Genomic DNA, 19,909 nt, shown 5'->3' with positions numbered 1-19,909 from the left:
CCGGCGGTGTCCGCCGCGGGGGCGTGTGCCCCCGCCCCCGCGGCGGACGGTCCGGAGAGCCCGGGCAGGACGCCGGTCACGCGGGCGCCGGGCGGCCGTTGGGACCCGGGTCGGCCGGGGCGGTCCTGGCCGGCTCGCCCTCGCGCGGTGCGGGGACGCCCTCGCCCGGCTCGGCGCCGACGAGGTCCGCGGCGACCGGCTGGTCCTCCCGCACCCCGTCGCCGACCGGCCCGCGCCGGCGCATGACCAGCCCGAACCCGGCCAGCAGCACCGCGGCGAACAGGTACCCGAGCGCGATCTGCCCGCCGACGTTCCAGCCGACCTGCTCGGCGTGGATCAGCCCGATGAAGCCGAGCACCGCCCCGATCGCGGAGTAGATCGCCGCCGCGAAGAAGTTCTTGTCGATGACGAACACGGTGATCGAGCCAAGCACCATCCCGGCCAGGATCGCGCCGCCGCCGAGTAGGACGGTGCCGTGGTAGACGAGCCCGGCCCCGGTCAGGGCCTCCTCGCCGACCTGCTGCCCGCTCGTCCCGGCCGCCGACAGGGCGTTGTTCATCAGCCCGGCCGCCCAGGACGCGATGTTCGGGATGATCGCGATGACCACGGCGACGGCGTGTCGCCGCGGGGTCTCCTGGAAGGCCTGCGCCCCGATCAGCAGCCCGATGTAGAGCAGGATCGGCACGATCGCCGGGGCCGGCAGCAGCGCGCCGAGCAGCGAGAACAGGCCGAGGAAGCACATCAGCGCGATCACCACGCCCGACGCGAGCGAGTAGGTCGTGCGGCCGCCGGCGGCCTTCCAGCCGGGATGCCCGATGTACACGGCGGGCGGGAACGGGCAGCCGAGGACCGAGCCGACGACCGCGCCGGCGCCGTCGGCGGCGAGGATCGCGCGCAGGTTGTACTCGTCGCCCGCAACGGCCGCGGACTCGACGTTGGTCATGCCCTCGGTGAAGTTGTAGATGCCCAGCGGGATCGCCGTGGCGAGCAGCGGGGCGACGTCGGCGAGGCCCTCGCCGAGCCGGGCGAGATCCGCCGTCGGCAGCGAGAGGGCGACGTCCCGGGCCGCGGCGACGACGTCGGGCGCCGACATGTACCCGCCGATCCACCCGATCGCCGAGCCGACCAGCAGCGCCGCGAGCCCGACCGGGATGTTCCCGGGCAGCTTGAGGTCCGTGAAGAAGCCGATCAGGATGATCACCATGACCGGCAGCGCGATCCACAGCGCCTCGAACATCTGTGCGGCCGGGCGCATCGAGATGAACGCGATCGACACGCCGGCGAGCGTGCCCAGCATCGCCGCCTGGGGCGTGTACTTCCGGATCCACGGACCGACGAACGCCCCGAGCAGCACGATGATCCCGATGATGAACGACCACGCGAGGCCGGCGGCCCACGCCGCCAGCGGGTCCCTCGTCTGCAGGTAGATCGGCAGCATGATCACGAAGACGACGATGAACATGTGCGGCACGGACGGGCCGTACGGCATCGCGCACACGTCCGTGCGGCCCTCGCGCCGCGCCAGCCGGCGGGCGAGGTAGGTGTAGTAGACGTTGCCGATCAGCAGCTGGACGCCCAGCGCCGGCAGGATCACCCCGAACACGTCGGCGCCCGGGATGTTCACCACGCCGAGGCACAGGCCGGACAGGGTCAGGACGTTGACCAGGGTGTTGAAGCCGAGGCCGAAGAAGGCGTTGGTGTCCCCGGACACCCACCAGGAGAGCTTCATGGGCTGTGGGGCTGATTCGGTGGTGCTCATGCGACGGCCTCCCGCGTGAGGGCTTCGAGCAGGGCGGTGGAGTCCGCGACCCAGCCGAAGATCCCGCCCTGGGCGGCGACCATCTCCAGCGCGACGCGGTGGAACTCCGGGAAGTACGAGCCGGTGCAGTCCGAGAGCACGAGGCACTCGTAGCCGCGGTCGTTGGCCTCCCGGACGGTGGTGTGCACGCAGACCTCGGTGGTCACGCCGGTGACGATCAGGCTGGTGACGCCGCGTGCCTCGAGCTCCGCCCCGAAGGCGGTCCCGTGGAAGGAGCCCTTCCCGGGTTTGTCGACCACGAGCTCGTCCGGCAGCGGGGCCAGCTCGTCGACGATGTCGTGGCCGTACTCGCCGCGGACGAGGATCCGGCCCTTCGGCCCCGGGTCGCCGATCCGCAGCGTCGGGTTGCCGCGGTGGAGCTTCGCGGGCGGGCAGTCGGACAGGTCGGGGACGTGCCCCTCGCGGGTGTGGATCACGGTCATGCCCAGCTCACGGGCGGTGGCGAGGACCCGCTGCAAGGGCGGGATGACGCTGCGCAGCAGCGAGACGTCGTTGCCCAGGGTCTCGCCGAACCCGCCCGGTTCGCAGAAGTCCCGCTGCATGTCGATGATCACCAGGGCGGTGCTCGTGGGATCGAAGGTGAAGGCGCCCGGGCTCGCGGTGACTGTCACGGGGACTCTCATGAGGTGCTCCAGGTGGTCGCCTCGACGACGGCGTCGGCGGTCCCGACGGCGCCGAAGACCCCGCCCTGCATGGTCACCATGTGCAGGGCGGCGTCGTGGTTCGACGGGTCGGTGGCGCCGGTGCAGTCGGACAGGATCAGGCACTCGTAGCCGCGGTCGTTGGCCTCGCGCATGGTGGTGTGCACGCAGACGTCCGTCGTGATGCCGGTCAGCAGGATGTGCGTGATGCCGTTGGACCGGAGCACGAGGTCGAGCCGGGTCGCGTAGAACGCGCCCTTGCCCGGCTTGTCGATCAGCACCTCGCCCGGGACCGGCGCGACCTCCGGGACGATCTCCCAGCCCGGTTCGCCGCGGACGAGGATGCGGCCGGCCGGCCCGGGAGAGCCGATCTCCGCGCCGATCTGCTTCGACCGCCAGCGCTTGTTGGCCGGCAGGTCGGAGAGGTCGGGTGGGTGGCCCTCGCGGGTGTGGATCACCAGCATCCCGGTCTCGCGGGCGTGGGTGAGCAGCCGCGCGGTCGGCCCGAGGCCGGCCCGGGTGAGGCCGATGTCGTAGCCCATCCGGTCGACGTAGCCCCCGGGCCCGCAGAAGTCGACCTGCCAGTCGATGCAGATCAGGGCGGTTCTCGACGCCGGCACGGCGCCGTCGTACGGCCAGGCGTAGGGGCGGGCGGCGACCGGTCCGATCACGGCGGTCCGCGATGGGGCGGTCGGGTCGAGACGTGCGTGCGTGTCGGTCGTCACGGGACCTCCGGGGTGGACGGGACAGGAGCGGGCACGAGCGGGGGGAGGAGCGCCGCGGCTGCGGCGAGCAGCCGGTCCTCGGAGAAGGCGGGGCCGACGAGCGTGACCCCGCAGGGGCGGCCGTCCGCCGTCGTCCCGGCGGGGACGGCGAGGGCGGCGAGGTCGAGCAGGTTCGTGGACTGCGTGTACCGGCCGAGGACGAGGTTGCGGGCGACCGGCTCCGCGGCCAGCTCGGCGCGGGTGAAGGTCGTCGGCACGGTGGGCAGCAGGAGGAGGTCCGCCGTCGTGAACAGCCGGTCGGTCCAGGCTTTCAGCTCCTGCAGCCGGTACTGCGCGCGGAAGGCGTCGACCGCCGAGAACGCGCTGCCCTTCTCGATCACCGCGCGGGTCACGGGCAGGACGTCGTCGGGGTGCGCGGCGAGGAAGTCCTGCAGGACGGCGAGCCGCTCGGCCACCCAGGGCCCGCCGTAGAGCAGGTCCCCGGCCTCCCGCAGCGGGTCGACCGACGTCCGGACGACGCCGGCGGCCCTGGCCACGGCTCCGTCGGCGGCCGCCTCGAACGCCGCCCGCATGCCCGCGTCGCCCTCGAAGTCGAGGCCCTCGGGGAGGGCGAGGGTCAGGCCGCGCGGCAGGGGTGTGCCGGTGCGGGACCACGGGTCGTCGGGGTCGGCGCCGGCGAGGACGCGCAGCACGGCGGCCGCGTCGGCCACGTCCCGGGTGAAGACGCTGACGCAGTCGAGCGACCGGCAGGCCGGCACCACCCCGGAGGCGCCGACGAGCCCGCGGCTCGGCTTGAGCCCGACGACGCCGTTGAGCGCCGCCGGGACCCGCCCGGAACCGGCGGTGTCCGTGCCCAGCGCGACCGGCACGATTCCCGCCGCGACCGCGACGGCGCTGCCCGAGCTGGACCCGCCGGAGATCAGGTCCCGGCCGAACACGCTCTCCGGCGCGCCGTAGGGGGAGCGCCCGCCGTTGAGCCCGGTGGCGAACTGGTCGAGGTTCGTCTTCCCGACGACGATCGCGCCCGCCTCGCGCAGCCGGCGCACCGATCCGGCGTCGGCGGCGGGGGTGTGGGCGAAGGCCGGGCAGGCGGCGGTGGTGGGGAGCCCGGCGACGTCGATGTTGTCCTTGACCGCCACGGGCACGCCGTACAGGGGCAGCGCCGGGTCGAGCGTCTCCAGCTCCGCCGCGCGCTCCCGCAGCTCGGCGGCCGGCGCGACGCTGATCCACACCGCGTCGTCGCCCCGCTCGGCGATGCGCGCGAGGACGGCCTCGACCACGTCCCGGGGACGGAGCGTGCCCGTGCGGTAGGCCGTTCGGAGCCCCAGAACCCCGGCCGAGGGGGTCGCTGTCGCTGTCTGCACCCGGTCGATTGTCGACAGTCCGGTGTCAGGGATAGGTGTCGTGCGTTACGGCTGTGTTAGGCCTGTGACCGCGTACGCATTTCTGCGTATCGACGAACCCGCCGGCAAGCGCTGCGATGCCCGGATCCGGTCCCCTCCGAGCCGGGCAAGGAGCGGCGACATGAGCACTCCGGGCACCTCCAGCGACACCACACCGGTCCTCGACGAGCAGGCCCTCGACGAGCTGCTCGGGAGAGTGATCACCGACCTCGGTGGTGCGCTCGTCGTCCCGCTCGCCCTGATCGGGGATCGCCTGGGCCTGTTCACCCTGCTGCGCGACGTCGGGCCGGCGACGCCGGCGGAGCTGGCCGCGGCCGGGGGACTGGCGGAGCGCTACGTCCGGGAGTGGCTGCGGGCGATGGCCGCGGCGGGGTACGTCGCGCACGTGTCCGGGGACGATCCGGCCGCCGCGCGGTACCGGCTGACCCCCGAGCAGGCGGCGGCCTTCACGGATCCGGACAGCCCGGCGGCCGTGGCGGGCGGCTTCCAGAGCATGGCGGCGGCCCTGCGCGTGCTGGACCGGCTCACCGACGCCTTCCGCACCGGCGCCGGGATCGCCTGGCACGAGCACCACCCGGACCTGTTCGAGGGCACCGAGCGGTTCTTCCGGCCCGCCTACACCGCCGGCCTGACGAGCGAGTGGATCCCGGCCCTCGACGGCCTGGAGGAGCGGCTGCGGGCCGGCGTGCGCGCGGCCGACGTCGGGTGCGGGTTCGGTGCGTCGACGATCATCATGGCGCGCGCCTACCCGGCGAGCACCTGGTCCGGGATCGACTCCCACGCGCCGTCGATCGAGGCGGCCCGGGAGCGCGCCGCTGCCGCCGGACTCGGCAACGTGATCTTCGAGCTCGGCGCGGCGGACGGGCTGTCCGGCGCCTACGACTTCATCGCCTTCTTCGACTGCCTCCACGACATGCCCGATCCGGTCGGCGCCCTGCGGGCCGCCCGGTCCGCGCTGGCCGACGGGGGCACGGTGATGCTCGTCGAGCCGATGTCCTGGGACACGGTCGCCGAGGGGCTCAACCCGCTGGGGAAGGTGTTCGCCGCCGCCTCGCTGTACGTCTGCCTGCCGAGCGGGCTGTCGGGTCCGCCGCAGGCCGGGCTGGGCAACCAGGCCGGACCGGCGCGGACGTGCGCCCTCGCGCGCGAGGCGGGGTTCGGGCGGGCGCGGGTGGCGACCGCGACCCCCTTCAACCTGATCTACGAGCTGACGCCCTGACGGGCCCGTGCGCACTCAGGGTTCGAGCTCGGGGCGCAGGTAGGTGCGGGCGCCGTGGCCGGCCAGGGCGGTGAGCACCGCTGCGGCGTCGCCCGAGGCCACGGCGTCGTACAGGTGCCGGTGCCGGTGCGCGCCCTCGGCCGGGGAGCGCTGCTCGGCCTCCCGCCGCATGTTGGCGGCCATGTAGAGCTGCAGCTGCATGATCACCGGCTCGTAGACCCGCAGCAGGTGCCGGTGCCCCGCGAGCGCGACCAGGGCGAGGTGGAACTCGCGGTGGGCCTCGGCGCGGTCGATCGCGGCGTGCGCGTGGTCGTCCCCCGCCGCCCGCTCGATCCGCTCGGTCGCCCGTTCGAGCACCGCGAGCCGCTCGGGGTCGGGCCGGGCGCCGCCGCCGAGCGCGGTGTCCACGGCGTACCGCTCCAGGGCGTCCCGCAGCCCGAACAGCTCGGTCATGTCGCGCGCCGACAGCTCCGCGACCCGGACCCCGCGGCGGGGGAGGTGCTCGACGAGACCCTGCTGGCCGAGCAGGCGCAGCGCCTCCCGCACCGGGGCCCGGCTGATCCCGAACCGCCGCGTGAGCTGCTCCTCGACCAACCGCTCGCCGGGCCCGATGGCGCCGCGCAGGATGTCGCCGCGGATCCGGTCGAGGGCGAGCTCGACGAGGCTCTGCGCGCCGAGCCCGTCGAGCGGGACCTCAGCGGTCACGGCGGTCTCCTGACGTGCGGACGGTCCGGGTGCTGCCGACAAGGTTGTCACACCCGCGGGTCAGGCGGCCGTCACACCGATCAGCATGCCCACGAGGTAGGTGGCCCCGGCGGCGATCGCGCCGAACATCAACTGCCGCAGCCCGCCGCCCCACCACGTGCGCACCGTGAAGCGGGAGGAGAGTGCGCCCGCGAGGAAGAGCCCGACCGCCCCGATGCCCAGCCCGAGCAGCAGGGACGGCGAGCCGAACAGGAACGACAGCAGCGGGATGATCCCGCCGATCGCGAAGCAGAGGAAGGACGAGCCGGCCGCCACCCAGGGCGAGGGCTTGTCGTCGAGGCTGACCCCGAGTTCCTGGCTGACGTGCACGCGGAGCGCGATGTCGGGGTTCGCGCTGATCTCCTCGGCGACGCGGCGGGCGGTCTCGTCGCTCAGCCCGAGCTTGCGGTACTCCTCGACGAGCTCGGCCTGCTCGGCGTGCGGGTGCCGGGCGAGCTCGCGGCGCTCGACCTCCGCCTCGGCGTCGATCGCCTCGTTCTGCGTGCCCACCGAGGCGAACTCGCCGAGCGCCATCGAGAAGGCGCCCGCGACCAGGCCCGCGATACCCGTCAGCACGATGGTCTGCCGGTCCGCGCCGCCACCCCCGACGCCCGCGATCAGCGCGATGTTGGTGACCAAGCCGTCCATCGCGCCGAAGGTCGCGGCGCGCAACCAGCCGCCCGAGACGTCGCGGTGCTGGTGGTCGTGCTCATGCGCGGCCAGCTCGGCGTCGAATGCCGGATCGCTCACAGGGGGCAGCCTAATCCGCCGACTCGCGGCGGCCGCGCGGCGAACCGACACTGATCGGATGGGACGGGAACCGCTGTGGCTCTTCGCCGACCAGCTCGGCCCGCACGTGCACGCGACGGACGAGATGCGCGACCGCGAGGTGGTGCTCGTCGAGTCCGGCCGGGCGCTGCGCCGCAAGCGGTTCCACCGGCAGAAGCTGCACCTCGTGCTGTCCGGGATGCGGCACCTGACCGACGAGCTGGACGACCGAGCCCGGTACGTCCGCGCCGACACCTACCGCGAGGCCCTCGAGCAGGTGGGCGAGCCGGTGGTGGTGCACGAGCCGACGTCGTTCGCGGCGGCCGAGCTCGTCGAGCGGCTGCGCAAGGACGGGCTGGTCGCCGACGTCCTGCCCACGCCGACCTTCGCGCTGCCGCGTGCCGAGTTCCAGGAGTGGGCCGGCGACCGCGGCCGGTTCCGGATGGAGGACTTCTACCGGTCCCAGCGCGAGCGGTTCGATGTGCTGATGGACGGCGACAAGCCGGTCGGCGGGCGGTGGAACTACGACTCGGAGAACCGCGAACCGCCGCCGAAGGGCGAGCGCACGCTCGGGGTGAAGGGGCCGTGGCAGCCGAAGGAGGACCGGATCGACGACGAGGTCCGCCGCGAGCTCGACGAGGCCGGGTACCCGACCGTCGGGCGGGACGGGCCGCGCTGGTTCGCGATCACGCACGACGAGGCGGTGAAGGCGCTGCGGCACTTCGTCCGGCACCGGCTCGGCACGTTCGGGCCCTACGAGGACGCGATCCTCGAGCAGGACTGGGCGATGTCGCACTCGCTGCTGTCGGTGCCGATGAACCACGGCGTGCTGCACCCGCTCGAGGCCGTGCACGCCGCCGAGCAGGCCTACCGGGACGGTGACGTCGACCTGCCGAGCGTCGAGGGGTTCGTCCGGCAGATCCTCGGCTGGCGCGAGTACGTCTGGCACCTCTACTGGCACTTCGGCAAGGGCTACACCCGGCGCAACGCGCTGCGCGCCCGCACCCCGCTGCCGGACTGGTGGGCGGAGCTCGAGTCCGACGCCGTCACCGCGGCCTGCCTGCGCAGCGCGCTCGAGGGCGTCCGGGACCGTGGCTGGGTGCACCACATCCCGCGCCTGATGGTGCTCGGCAACCACGCCCTGCAGCGCGGCTACCGGCCGGCCGAGCTCAACGAGTGGTTCCGCACCGCGTTCGTCGACGGATTCGAGTGGGTCATGCCCGCCAATGTCATCGGCATGAGCCAGCACGCCGACGGCGGGAAGATGGCGACCAAGCCGTACTCCGCGGGAGGCGCCTACATCGACCGGATGAGCGACCACTGCCGCGGCTGCGCGTTCGACCCGAAGAAGCGCCTGGGTGAGGACGCCTGCCCCTTCACCGCCGGCTACTGGCAGTGGGTGCACCGCCACCAGGGCCTGCTCGCCGACAACAACCGCACCGCGCGGGCGGTCTCGGGGATGAACCGGCTCAAGGACCTCGACGTGGTGCTGGAGCAGGAGTCGGCGCGCGAGCGCTTCTGAGAGTCGCTCACCTGGGTCTCAGGTGACCCCGCTACCGTTCGCGACGTGACGAGGGGCCGTGTTCTCGACGGGATCGGCACGCTCGCGCGGCTCGGCCTCGCGGCCGTCTGGCTCGCGTCGGGGCTGATCAAGGCTCTCGACCCGGCGCAGACCTATGTGGCCGTCCGGGCCTACGACGTGCTGCCCCGGGAGGCCGTCGGCGTCGTCGCCGGGGTGCTGCCGTGGTTCGAGCTGGCGCTCGGCGTGCTGCTCCTGCTCGGTATCGGGACCCGCGCGGTCGCCTGGCTCTCGGCCGGCCTGCTGCTGGTGTTCGTCGCCGGCGTGACCCAGGCCTGGGCCCGCGGGCTGAACATCGACTGCGGCTGCTTCGGCGGCGGCGGGGCGGTGGCGCCCGGGCAGACGCAGTACGTCCAGGAGATCCTCCGAGACACCGGGTTCCTGCTGATGGCGGCCTGGCTGATCGTGCGGCCGCGGACGCTGCTCGCCGCCGAGAGCCGGCTGGCCGGATCCCTCGTCACGTCGGGTTCGGGTGCGGAGAGGAACTGACGTGGGCGGAGCGGATCGCAGCGATCGGAAGCGGCGGCAGGCCGCGGCCGAGGCGCGGCTGCGGGCGGCGGGGATCACCCCGAAGCGGCGGGGGCTCGGCGGCAGCGGCCTGGTGCTGACGATCGTGGCCGTCGTCGTGATCGCGGCGATCGTCGTCGGGGTCGTCGTGACGATGAACAACAAGGCCTCCGACTCGGCCGCCCCCGCGCCGACCTACCCGGTCGCGCGCACCGGCGCCGTCATCACCGCCGGGCAGGCCGCGGCACCGGTCACGGTCGACGTCTACGAGGACTACCTCTGCCCGTACTGCGAGCGCTTCGAGACCACGTACAAGGACGAGCTGACCACCGCACTCAACGCCGGCCAGGTCAAGGTCAACTACCACGCGATCTCGATCCTCGACCGCGCCAGCAACCCCGTGGGCTACTCGACCCGCGCCGCCAACGCGGCCATCTGCGCCGCCGACGCCGGCATCTTCCCGGCCTACCACGCCCAGCTCTACGCCGAGCAGCCCGCCGAGGGCAGCGCCGGCTTCTCCAACGACGAGCTGACGGCCAAGGGCACCGCCCTCGGCGCCGGCTCCGCCTTCGGCCAGTGCGTGGCCGCCCAGGCCAACACCGGCCTGATCGAGAACGCCACCAACACCGCGGCCGCCACCCCGGCGCTGCAGAGCAACGGCCAGTTCGGCACCCCGACCATCGCCGTCAACGGCACGAAGGTCGACGTCAACGACACGGACTGGCTGCAGAAGGCCATCCAGGCCTGAGGCCCGGCACCCCGTGGGGACCCCCCTCGAACGGGTCCCCGCGGGGTGTTGTAGTGTTTCCTCATCGCAAGGGGCTGTGGCGCAGCTGGTAGCGCACTTGACTGGCAGTCAAGGGGTCAGGGGTTCGAATCCCCTCAGCTCCACCCTTCTGAGCGGGCCTTTCTTGGCCTGATTCGCCTCCAACCGCGATCTTGTCGCTTGACAGATCCTGTGTGGCGTGTACCCGGTCGGCGACGGCCAAGAGATCGTGGTGCCGGGTCTCGAGGTCCGTCCTGAGCAGAGGTTCGTGATGGGCGAGGCAGTTTCGTAGCTCGTGGAGCCGCCGGACGAGCTCGTCCCTGGTCCCGGGAGGTCCCGCTTCCGTACGGTCAGCCGCCGGCTCGGGGTCTGATCCCGGAAGCAGGGCTCGGAAGGTCGAGCGTGGCCAGGGCGCTGTTCAGGAGCTCCGCGGCGAAGAGCGGGTACCGCCGCAGACGGGGGATCCGCACGCAGTCGTCGATGATCGTCTTGGTGGTCTTGACCAGGGTCGCCGCGCGGGCCTCGGGCAGGTCGGGCCGGGCGACGGACAGCCAGCGCTGCCACTCGGCGAGGTAGTCGGCCTGGATGCGGTCGAGGCGCTCCCGGGCGGCGTCGGGCACGTAGAGGCGTTCGGTGAGCCAGACGGCGAGCAGGTCCGTCGCCTCGAGCGCGACCCGGATGTAGCCCTCGATCAGCAGGGCGAGCACCTCGTCGTCCGGGCACGGGGTGCGCGTGGCGCGCGTCGCCTCCAGCGCGAGCCACTCGTGGAACCGGGTCACGGCGGCGACCAGGAGCTCGGCCTTGGTGTCGAAGTACCGGTAGAGGGCCGGGCCGGCGATGCCCAGCCTGGCGCCGATGTCGTCGATGCCGACCCCGGCGAAGCCCTTCTCCCGGAACTCACCGGCCGCCGCGTAGAGCAACTGCTCGCGCCGGGACGCCGACGTCCGGTCGGTCTGGGCGACGGGTTCGTCGGCCGTGACCGCCGCCGGCGCGGCGAGGACACGCCTGCCGGCGTCGATGAGATCGCGGGCGAGGCCCGATCGGGGGAGGGGGCTGTCGTAGAGGCTGTGGCCGGAGACGATGCTGACCACGACCCAGCTGCGGATGTCGACGACGGCCGGGTCGAGGTCGGGGCCCGCGGGGCGGACGAGCAGGTCCTGGAGGGTCGTGGCGATCCATCGGGTCTGCCGCCGGACCAGGCGGTAGTCCTCGGCGTCGAGGTGGCGGGCCTCGCGCTGCCACAGCAGGGACAGCTGTCGGCTGTCCAACGCGGCCTCGGTCAGCGCGGTGAGCCCGGCGTCGACACTGCGCTCGGCGGGCGGCTGCTCGGTGAGGCCGGTCAGGGTCTCGATGACACGCCGCTGGTCCTCCCGCACCACGTGCGAGAGCAGCGCCTGCTTGTTGGTGTAGTGGCGGTAGAGCGCCCGTGCGGTGATGCCGCTGGCCTCGGCGATGTCGTCCATCCGGACGGCGTGGAAGCCACGGGCGCTGAACAGCTCGCCGGCGTTCCTGGCGATCTCGGCCCGCCGGTCGCGGGGTCGGGAGCGGGGGACCCGGAGTTCGGTGGGGGCAGCGTCCACGATCCGTCCCCCCTTCCGCCTGCCCCGGCATGGTAGCCAGGGCAGGCGGGCGGGAGGTCAGGCGCCCGCTCGCCCGACGTCGGCGGTCGCGATGACGGCCTTGGACCGGCCCTGGACGAACTCCTCGAGCGTGGTGGTGTTGCAGCTCATGTACAGCGTCCGGAGGTCGTCGCCACCGAAGGCGCACGCGATGGCCTGGGCCCCGGTGACCGGCACCTTGTCGGTGAGCTCGCCGCCCTCGACCACGCGGTAGAAGCCGCTGTCGTCGCTCATCGTGAGGGCGTTGCCGAACCAGACCCCGCCGTCGGCGTCCAGGGCGATGCCGTCCGGCATGAACGACTCCGCGAGCTGGGCCCAGACCCGCTGGTTCGACAGCGACCCGTCGACGGCCACGTCGAAGGCGGTGATCCGGTGCAGGAACGTCTCGGCGAGCAGCAACACCCCGTCGGGGGCGAGGGCCATGCCGTTGGGGAAGAGGACTTGGCCGTCGACACGGCGCACCGTGCCCTGCGGGTCGATGTGGGCCAGGGCCGTGGGTCTCGGGTCCTCGGTGCCGATGGCGAAGCCGAAGTTGCCGACGTAGGCGTGCCCCGCCGCGGTGACCAGCATGTCGTTGCCCGGCCCGCCGGCGATGTCGCCCAGCTCGGCGTAGGTGTCGAGGGCCCCGTCCGGTCCGATCCGCAGGACGGTGGCGTCGGCCTGGGACACCACGAGCGCCGTGCCGTCGGGCAGGAAGCCCAGGCCCGACGGCGCGCCGGGGACCTCGGCGACCGTCGCCGCGTCGCCGTCGGGGGCGAAGGTCAGCACCTTCCCGCTGAAGAAGTCGCTGGCCCACAGCGCGCCGTTGTGCCAGCGCAGGCCTTCGAGGAACCGGTGTCCCGACGCGAACTCGGTCAGGGTGTGCAACTTCATCGTGTCACTCCTAGAGACGATGGGGTGCGCGCCAGATCGCGGAGCCGGAACTTCTGGATCTTGCCGCTGGGGTTGCGGGGGAGGTCGTCGAGCAGGATCAGGCTCTCGGGCAGCTTCTGGCGTGCCATCCGCCGCGCGGTCAGCCACTCGACGATCTCGGGCAGGGTCACGGTCGTCCCGGCCTGGGGGACGACGACCGCGCAGACGCGTTCGCCCAGCACGGGATCGGGGGCGGACACGACCGCGACGTCCGCGATCGCGGGGTGCTCGAACAGCTGGTCCTCGATCTCCTTGGCGCTGATGTTCTCGCCGCCGCGGATGATGACGTCCTTCTGCCTGCCCACGATCTCGACGTAGCCGTCGGCGTCGATGTGAGCCAGGTCGCCGGTGTGGAGCCAGCCGTCCGCGGTGAAGGCCTCGGCGTTGAGCGACTCGTCGAGGTAGCCCAGGAACATCTCCGGACCGCGCACCTGCAGCTCGCCGTCGGCGGAGACCCGGACCTCGGCCGCCCCGATGGGTCGCCCGTCGGTGGTGGCCCGCTTGTCCACGGGGTCCGACGTGGTGCAGGCGGTGGCGGTGGGGTACTCGGTGGAGCCGTACCCGCGGCTGACCGTGCACCCGAGCGCCGTGGTCGCCGCCCTGATCAGCTCCGGGGGCACGTCGGCCCCGCCGCACGCGAACACGCGCAGCGACCCGACGTCGTGGTCCGGCAGCGCCGGATGGTGGACGAGGCCGTGCAGGAACGGCGTCGCGGCCACCACGAAGCTGCAGGCGTGGTCCTGGATCAGGTCGAGCGCCCGACCGGGCTCCCAGACGTCGAGCAGGACCACGGTGCTGCCGAGCATGAAGGGCAGCTGCATCCCGTAGAGGACACCGATGATGTGGCCGACTGGGGAGGGCATGAACACGACGTCCTCGGTGGTGAGGCCGAAGAAGTCGATCATGCTGCGGTTCTCGTAGTCCAGGGTGTCGTGGCTGTGCAGCGCGCCCTTGGGCGCCGACGTGGTCCCGGACGTGTAGAGCAGCAGGGCGATCTCGGCCGCCTCGCGCGGGCTGTCGATCGGGTCGTCGGCACCCTCGGCGAGCAGGTCCTCGAAGCGGAGCCGGGTGTCGTCCGAGTCGGCACCGACCACGACGACGGTCTCCAGCGCGGGGAGCTCGGCGCGGATGTCGTCGATCATGGCCGGGTAGTCGAAGCCCCGGAAGGACTGCGGCACCACGACGACCTTCGTGGCCGCCTGGCGCAGGATGAACGCCGTCTCCTTGTGCCGGTAGATCGGGATGACGGGGTTGCTGACCGCCCCGAGCCGGATGGCCGCGAGGTGCACGACGATCGCCTCGGCCCAGTTCGGGAGCAGCCACGACACGACGTCGCCGGGCCCGACCCCGCGTGCGCGGAGAGCGGACGCGGCGCGGTTCACGCTGCGGTCGAGCTCGTCGTAGGTCCAGGACCGGCCGCGGTCGACCACCGCGATCTTCTCGGGCGTGCGGGCGGCGCACTCGGCCAGGTAGCCGTCGATCAGGTTCCCCGCCCAGGACTCGCCGTCCCGGCGGACGCGCTCCTCGTCGAGCCTCGTAGCCTTCACGTCGTCCTCCTCGGGTGCGTCTCGTCGAGCAGAACCGCCCCGAGACGCCCCCGGAGCTCGGTCTGGTCGCCGTACCAGGCGCGCAGGGCCAGCGCGCGGGTGTAGTGCCAGCTCACGATGCTCTCGGCGGTGAAGCCCATCCCGCCGTGGAGCTGGATCGCGTCCTCGCACACCCTCACCGCGACCTCCGCGGCGTGGGCCTTCGCGGTCGCCGCCATGATCTCCAGGTCGGGCACCGAGGCCCCGTCGGCGTCCGCGAGGGTGGCCAGGCAGAGGTTGTGCAGGCCCGTCCAGCGGGCGTGCATGTCGGCGGCGATGTGCTTGAGCGCCTGGAAGCTGCCGATGGGGCGGCCGAACTGCTCGCGTCGGCCGAGGTGCTCGACGGTGTGCTCGAGGCTGCGGTGGGCGAGCCCGCTGAGCTCGCAGGCGAGGAGGATCCTGGCCCACGAACGCAGGCGGGGGACCAGGTCGTCGTCCGCGATCGGGTCGGCGTGCACCTCGTCGAGCACGACGCGGGCGAACTCTGTCCCCGGGTCGGCGCTGTCGAGCTCTTCGATCCGCAGCCCGGGCGCGGCCGGATCGACCAGGCACACCGTGGCTTCGGCGACCACCACGAGCAGGCTCGCCTGCCGGGCGAAGCGCGCGGCGTGGACGGTGCCGGAGAGCCGGCCCGCGGTGAGCGTGACCGACCCGAGGTCCGCCGCCCAGTCCTCGGTCACTCCGGGATCGACAAGGGCGACCGGCACCCCGGTCTCGGCGGCCGCGGTGATCCGCTCGTCCGGAAGCAGCGCCGGCACCAGGACGTTCTCCAGCTGCGGCCCCACGACGAGGTGGCGTCCGAACTGGACGAAGACCGGGCCGAGCGCCGAGAGGGGCGCGCCGAGGCCGCCCCGGTCCTCCGGCACGGCGAGGGAGTACCAGCCGAGCTCGGCGAACTCCGCGGTCAGGTCCGGGTGCCAGGCTCCGGCGTCGAGGAGCTTGCGGCGTCTGTCCCCGTCATAGGCGCGGGTCAAATACTCGTCGACGGCGGCGCCGTACTCGTCGGCGCCGTACTCGTGCTCAGTCACGGGGGAGCCCCAGCAGCCGCTCGGCGACGATCGTGCGTTGGATCTGCGCACTGCCGCCGTAGATGGAGGCCGCGCGCGAGTAGAGGTGCTCGTGCACCCACCGCTCCGAGCGCAGCCCGTGCGGGCGTGAGCCCGGGACGGCCCGCAGGGGACCCAGCAGGCCGGCGATCTCCGCGAGGACGGTCTGCTCGACGTCGTTGAGCAGCAGCTTGTCCACGGAGTCCAGCGGCGTCGGCCCGGTGCCCGCGACCAGCCGGGCGGTGGTCTGCCGGGTCTGGGCGTCGAGGACGCGCATCGCGACGTGGCAGCGGCCGAGGGCCGCCCGGACGCGGGGGCTCTCGGGGCGGCCGCGGAGCTGGGTGATCGCGTCGTCCAGGGCGACCTCCAGCTCGACGCGGCGGCGCAGCGTGGCGCCCGCCCGCTCGCTGCCCAGGGTGTGCGTGGCGATGGCCCATCCCTCGTTCTCCGCGCCCAGGAGGTTGCGGCGCGGGACCCGGACCTCGTCGAAGAAGACCTCGCAGAACTCGCCGTCGCCCGTCATCTGCCGGATGGGGCGGGCCGTGACGCCGGGGCTGGACATGTCGACGAGCAGGTAGCTGATCCCGGCCTGCTTGCGCACCGAGGGATCCGTCCGCACCAGCAGGGCGCACCACTGCGCCACGTGCGCCCAGCTGGTCCAGATCTTCTGGCCGGAGACCAGGAGGTCGTCCCCGTCGACCACAGCCCGGGTCCGCAGCGAGGCCAGGTCGGACCCGGCCTCCGGCTCGGAGAAGCCCTGGCACCAGATGTCGTCGCCGGACAGCAGGCGCGGCAGCAGCTCGGTGCGCTGCCAGTCGCTGCCGTAGCGGTCGATGGAGGGCCCGACGACCTCGAGCCCGATCAGCCCGATGGGCTGCGGAGCCCTGGCCCGGACGAGCTCTTCGACGAACACCAGTTGGTGGCTGTGGGTCAGTCCCTGCCCACCCGCCTCACAGGACCACGCGATACCGACCCAGCCGGCCTCGAACAGCGTCTTCTGCCACTGCCGCAGCACCGCGAACCGGGCGTCGTGGTCGAGCGGGACCTCCGGCGGTTCCGCCTCGGCGAGCCAGGCCCTCGCCCTGGCCCGGAAGGCGTCCAGGCTCTCCACCGCCGTCACCGTCCGGTGTAGACGGGAGCGCGCCTCTCGAGGAACGCGTTCACCGCCTCCTTGGAGTCCGCGTAGCCGGACAGCTCGTGGGTGAGGCTCTGTTCGAACTCGTAGCCCGGCTTGAGCTCCATGTACTCGATGCCGTTCAGGCTGCGCTTGGCCAGCTCGAGGGTGACCGGGCTGTGCCGCGCGATCGACCTCGCCAGGTCCTGGGCCGCCCCCAGCAGCCGCTCCTGCGGGACGATCTCCACGATCCCGCCGTAGGGCAGCAGCTTCTCCGCCGGGTAGAGATCGCCCGTGTAGTGCATCAGCCGGACCACGCCCTGGGGCACCAGCCGCGAGAGGTGCTTGGCGCCACCGAGCACGCCGACGTTGACCTCGGGCGTCGCGAACCGTGCGCCCTCGGCCGCGACGACCAGGTCGCAGGAGGCGGCGATCGCGAGACCGGATCCCACCGCGACCCCGTGGACCGCGGCGATCACCGGGTACGGCGAGTCGTAGATCGCCCAGAACGTCTCGCGGGCCAGCTGCAGCCGTTCCGGCGCGTTCTCCGGGTCCATGGTCTGGAACTCGGCGAGGTCGTTGCCCGCGCAGAAGTGCTTGCCCCTGCCCGCGAGCACGACGGCCCGGGCCCGGGGGAGGTACTCGGTGAGGTTGCGGAAGAACTCGCGGATCTCGCTGTAGAGCTGATGGTCGGTCGCGTTGACCGGCGGTCGATCGAGCCACACCGTGGCGATCGGGCCGTCTTCCTGCCAGTCGAGCAGCGTCAGGTCTCGCATCGGGCTCGTGGTCTCCTTCTCGATCCGGTCAGCGGTGATAGGCGGCGGCGAACGCCTCGAGCTCGCGCGGGATGTCGCGGCCTGCGGGCTGGAAGTGGACGAAGGAGCACCCGCCCTCCTCGAGCGCGGCGAACCTGTCCTGCCACTCCTTCGGGGTCAGCGCCGCGCCCGCGGATGCCATCACCTCGGCGGTGATGAAGGGTCGATCGACCTCGTTCACCCCGACCACGTGACGGTCGTGCAAGGCGATGTGGCGGACGTTCTCCGGGATGTGGTCGTAGGCGGCGGCCCAGATCCGGCCACCCTCGCCGAGCAACTCGTCGATCACGTCGTGCTCCACCGCCCAGTGCAGGAACAGGCCTGCCGCGTGACCCGCCGCGTCGATCGCCCGCTCGGAGCCGGGGTCCTCGCCCTCGTCGAGCACCGTGCCGATCACCATCATCATCTGCGGGTCGAACCCGGGTTCCGGTGCGGTGATCCGCAGGAGCTCGGCACCGAGGTCCCGTGCGACCGTGGTTCCCTTGGGGCCCTCGCCGGCCACGCCCCAGGCCACGGTGATCGGCAGGGCCGGGCCGAAGCGCTCGTCGGGGTGGATCAGCTGCATGATCGCCCCCTCCCACTCGACCTGCTCGCCGCGCAGCAGCGCCTGCACGATCCGCGCGTAGTGCTCGACCTTCGCCCACGGCACCGGCGGCCTGCCCATGGCCAGCCGCCCGGTGAACCCGCTGCCGATGCCCACCATCACGCGCTCCTGGCCCGCGGTGTGCACCAGCGTCGTGATCGCGGACGCGGTGACCATCGGGTGCCGCAGGCTCGGGATCAGCACTCCCGGTCCGAGCACGATCCGGTCGGTCAGCTCGGCGGAGCGGTTGAGCACCATCCATACATCGGGGTAGAGAGCGGGCGAGTCGTAGCACAGGGCCCGCTCGTAGCCGAGTTCCTCGGCGATGCGGATGTGCTCCGGAGTCTCCAGCGACGTGGCGAACGAGCATCCCAGCTTCATTGTCAGGGCCTCTCCGGGTCGTGGGGGACACACGCTCTCGGCCGCAGCGGTGCCAGGCGCACCAAGCTAGAGCCGGTGCTCGACGCTTGTCAATCGTCGATAACCAGCGTGTGCCATACCGGATGCCCTGAGATGTGAAAGCTGAGCCAATCAGGATGTGCCAGCTACGTTGGCTTGTGAGGATGAACTTGCAGATGGAGGCCATCTATGCCGTGTTCCGCTGGTCGCCCGAGAGTCGATCTCGCCGTCACCTCTCGTGCGACGGGAGCGCAGATGTCTATCATCGCTAACCTAGTCCTGTGCCTGCGACACGGAGGTCGCCATGCTGATCCACTGCCTCACCCTCAGGTTCACGAGGACGGCGACCGAGGCCGAGATCGAGGCGTTCCGCACTGCTCTCGCCGCGCTGCCGGACGAGCTGGACTTCATCGTCCGCATCCGCCAGGGCCGCGACCTCGGTGAGCGCCCGACGAACGCCGACTACGGGGTCGTCATGGAGTTCGAGAGCGCCGAGGACTTCCACGCCTACCTGACCCACCCTGCGCATCTCGCCCTGCCGCGGAGCCATGTCGAGTCCCTGCAGAGCGTTCAGTTCATGGTCGACGGTGGATGACGACGTCGGCCCCCGGTAACCCGGTGCGCCGATGCGACTTCGACGCGAAGGTGCTCGCGGGCGTCGAGTCCGTGCTTGTGGCCCACGGAACGCACGACGGCAGGAACTCCTCGGCTGAAGGAGGGTGCCCGCGATGCAGGATGTTGATCTCCGTCGTGACCGACTGGACGGTCAACGGTGCTCTCCGACGTGCCGTCGACATCAGCCGTCACGGACCGCCCAGTCGGAGCTGTCGAGGACGGTGCGCGGCCCGTGGAGCTCCGGGTGAGAATTCACCGGCGAGCAGGGGGGAGCTGACGGATGGCAGGACAGGGTTCGACCGCGGCACAGCATGGGCTGACCGGGCGGGACGTGACGGCGGTGCGCCAGGAGGTGTCCGCGGGCAAGACGGTGACGGTCTGGTTCACGACGGCCGCAGTCGGGGTGCCGGCGGGCGGGTCCGCCAAGGTCGTGGCCGTCGGTGATGTCGAGGAGGGTGACTTCATTCAGGTTCGCCCCGCAGGCTCGCGGGATGCGGTGTTCTGCTCGCCGAGCGAGCTCACGCGGAGCAGGCCGGCCCGCAGGCCGGCGACGTCGCGACAGCCGGCGGAGACGGCCGCGGACGACACGACGGCTCCACCTGCGACGCCCGCCCGTCCCGTCCGCGCTCGGCGGTCTGCCAGGTCCACGGCGTCGGCTGCGCCGTTGACCTCGACCCCCGACCTACCTGGGCCGGCAGAGTCGGCGCCCGAGCAGCCGACACCGGTGAAGTCCGGGAAAGCCGCCCCCGCGCGTACCCGTAAGCGAGGCGAGCGCTCGGGTGCGCTGACGGTCAGCCTGACCTCGAGCGCCGAAGGCGACTGGACGGTGGAGGTGTTGGTGGGCGCGAAGCGGGTCGTGTCGTCGACGCCGGTTCAGGCGACCGACGTCGCGGCGGTGTCCCGCTCCCTTCCACCGGCGGTCGCCGAGGTGATCACGTCGGCACTGGTCGAGGCCCGTCGGCGTCAGCAGGAGCGTGTGGCACAGCTGCGCGAGGAGCTCGCCGCCGCCCAGCGAACCCTCGAGCAGCTCGGCGTCGACTGAGGACAAG

At 72.4% G+C, this 19,909-nt stretch carries 19 protein-coding genes and 1 tRNA gene; 7 read left to right on the top strand and 13 right to left on the bottom strand.

Features of this window, described 5'->3' with window-relative positions:
* Positions 1 to 76: 76 nt before the first annotated feature.
* Genes AB0B41_RS03605 through atzF form a run of 4 tightly spaced genes read right to left on the bottom strand, consistent with a single transcriptional unit; the run spans position 77 to position 4,549 of the window.
* The gene (locus AB0B41_RS03605; protein WP_358198533.1) at positions 77 to 1,759 is read right to left on the bottom strand and encodes a regulator; all 1,683 of its coding nucleotides are present in this window, start codon (positions 1,757 to 1,759) and stop codon (positions 77 to 79) included.
* Positions 1,756 to 2,442, bottom strand: coding sequence for an isochorismatase family cysteine hydrolase (locus tag AB0B41_RS03600; protein ID WP_358198531.1), 687 nt, complete (start codon positions 2,440 to 2,442; stop codon positions 1,756 to 1,758). Before AB0B41_RS03600 ends, AB0B41_RS03605 begins: the two co-directional genes overlap by 4 nt.
* The gene (locus tag AB0B41_RS03595; protein WP_358198538.1) at positions 2,439 to 3,128 is read right to left on the bottom strand and encodes an isochorismatase family cysteine hydrolase; all 690 of its coding nucleotides are present in this window, start codon (positions 3,126 to 3,128) and stop codon (positions 2,439 to 2,441) included. Before AB0B41_RS03595 ends, AB0B41_RS03600 begins: the two co-directional genes overlap by 4 nt.
* A 53-nt stretch (positions 3,129 to 3,181) precedes the next feature.
* Entirely contained in the window at positions 3,182 to 4,549 is a 1,368-nt protein-coding gene (gene atzF, locus AB0B41_RS03590) for an allophanate hydrolase (RefSeq protein WP_358198529.1), read from the bottom strand.
* Positions 4,550 to 4,709: 160 nt separating this feature from the next.
* Between atzF and AB0B41_RS03585 the strand changes: the two genes are divergently transcribed.
* The gene (locus tag AB0B41_RS03585; protein ID WP_358198527.1) at positions 4,710 to 5,807 is read left to right on the top strand and encodes a class I SAM-dependent methyltransferase; all 1,098 of its coding nucleotides are present in this window, start codon (positions 4,710 to 4,712) and stop codon (positions 5,805 to 5,807) included.
* Between the two features lie 15 nt (positions 5,808 to 5,822).
* Here the strand turns inward: AB0B41_RS03585 and AB0B41_RS03580 are convergent, their stop codons facing one another.
* Positions 5,823 to 6,512, bottom strand: a complete 690-nt coding sequence (locus AB0B41_RS03580) for a GntR family transcriptional regulator (RefSeq protein ID WP_358198525.1) — start codon at positions 6,510 to 6,512, stop codon at positions 5,823 to 5,825.
* Positions 6,513 to 6,572: 60 nt separating this feature from the next.
* Positions 6,573 to 7,301, bottom strand: a complete 729-nt coding sequence (locus AB0B41_RS03575) for a VIT1/CCC1 transporter family protein (RefSeq protein WP_358198523.1) — start codon at positions 7,299 to 7,301, stop codon at positions 6,573 to 6,575.
* Between the two features lie 58 nt (positions 7,302 to 7,359).
* Between AB0B41_RS03575 and AB0B41_RS03570 the strand changes: the two genes are divergently transcribed.
* From AB0B41_RS03570 to AB0B41_RS03555, 4 genes are all read left to right on the top strand, one after another.
* Entirely contained in the window at positions 7,360 to 8,841 is a 1,482-nt protein-coding gene (locus tag AB0B41_RS03570) for a cryptochrome/photolyase family protein (protein ID WP_358198521.1), read from the top strand.
* Between the two features lie 45 nt (positions 8,842 to 8,886).
* Positions 8,887 to 9,387, top strand: a complete 501-nt coding sequence (locus AB0B41_RS03565) for a MauE/DoxX family redox-associated membrane protein (RefSeq protein WP_358198518.1) — start codon at positions 8,887 to 8,889, stop codon at positions 9,385 to 9,387.
* A gap of 1 nt (position 9,388) precedes the next feature.
* Positions 9,389 to 10,153 (top strand): thioredoxin domain-containing protein, encoded by a 765-nt coding sequence (locus AB0B41_RS03560; RefSeq protein ID WP_358198516.1) that lies wholly within the window; start codon positions 9,389 to 9,391, stop codon positions 10,151 to 10,153.
* Between the two features lie 70 nt (positions 10,154 to 10,223).
* Positions 10,224 to 10,296 (top strand) — tRNA-Ala (locus AB0B41_RS03555).
* A gap of 225 nt (positions 10,297 to 10,521) precedes the next feature.
* On the opposite strand, the gene AB0B41_RS03550 is transcribed toward AB0B41_RS03555, so the two are convergent.
* From AB0B41_RS03550 to AB0B41_RS03520, 7 genes are read right to left on the bottom strand one after another with little or no spacing between them, the layout of a single operon-like run.
* A complete protein-coding gene (locus AB0B41_RS03550) occupies positions 10,522 to 11,751 on the bottom strand; it encodes a helix-turn-helix domain-containing protein (protein WP_358198514.1) in 1,230 nt (409 codons plus the stop codon).
* A gap of 57 nt (positions 11,752 to 11,808) precedes the next feature.
* The gene (locus AB0B41_RS03545) at positions 11,809 to 12,663 is read right to left on the bottom strand and encodes an SMP-30/gluconolactonase/LRE family protein (protein WP_358198512.1); all 855 of its coding nucleotides are present in this window, start codon (positions 12,661 to 12,663) and stop codon (positions 11,809 to 11,811) included.
* The gene (locus tag AB0B41_RS03540; RefSeq protein WP_358198509.1) at positions 12,660 to 14,249 is read right to left on the bottom strand and encodes an AMP-binding protein; all 1,590 of its coding nucleotides are present in this window, start codon (positions 14,247 to 14,249) and stop codon (positions 12,660 to 12,662) included. Before AB0B41_RS03540 ends, AB0B41_RS03545 begins: the two co-directional genes overlap by 4 nt.
* Positions 14,246 to 15,316, bottom strand: a complete 1,071-nt coding sequence (locus AB0B41_RS03535; RefSeq protein ID WP_358198507.1) for an acyl-CoA dehydrogenase family protein — start codon at positions 15,314 to 15,316, stop codon at positions 14,246 to 14,248. The genes AB0B41_RS03540 and AB0B41_RS03535 overlap by 4 nt, the downstream gene beginning before the upstream one ends.
* Positions 15,309 to 16,445, bottom strand: a complete 1,137-nt coding sequence (locus AB0B41_RS03530) for an acyl-CoA dehydrogenase family protein (protein WP_358198505.1) — start codon at positions 16,443 to 16,445, stop codon at positions 15,309 to 15,311. Before AB0B41_RS03530 ends, AB0B41_RS03535 begins: the two co-directional genes overlap by 8 nt.
* A 5-nt stretch (positions 16,446 to 16,450) precedes the next feature.
* The gene (locus AB0B41_RS03525; protein ID WP_358198503.1) at positions 16,451 to 17,224 is read right to left on the bottom strand and encodes an enoyl-CoA hydratase-related protein; all 774 of its coding nucleotides are present in this window, start codon (positions 17,222 to 17,224) and stop codon (positions 16,451 to 16,453) included.
* Positions 17,225 to 17,252: 28 nt separating this feature from the next.
* Positions 17,253 to 18,227: an LLM class flavin-dependent oxidoreductase gene (locus tag AB0B41_RS03520; RefSeq protein WP_358198501.1), complete on the bottom strand. Its 975-nt coding sequence runs from the start codon at positions 18,225 to 18,227 to the stop codon at positions 17,253 to 17,255.
* A gap of 322 nt (positions 18,228 to 18,549) precedes the next feature.
* Between AB0B41_RS03520 and AB0B41_RS03515 the strand changes: the two genes are divergently transcribed.
* Entirely contained in the window at positions 18,550 to 18,840 is a 291-nt protein-coding gene (locus AB0B41_RS03515) for a Dabb family protein (RefSeq protein ID WP_358198499.1), read from the top strand.
* 684 nt (positions 18,841 to 19,524) lie between these two features.
* Positions 19,525 to 19,902, top strand: coding sequence for a DUF6319 family protein (locus AB0B41_RS03510; RefSeq protein WP_358198497.1), 378 nt, complete (start codon positions 19,525 to 19,527; stop codon positions 19,900 to 19,902).
* Positions 19,903 to 19,909 lie beyond the last annotated feature (7 nt).

The organism is Pseudonocardia sp. NPDC049154 (genome assembly GCF_040648315.1).
Taxonomy (GTDB): domain Bacteria; phylum Actinomycetota; class Actinomycetes; order Mycobacteriales; family Pseudonocardiaceae; genus Pseudonocardia.
This window is presented reverse-complemented; position numbering and strand designations above follow the sequence as displayed.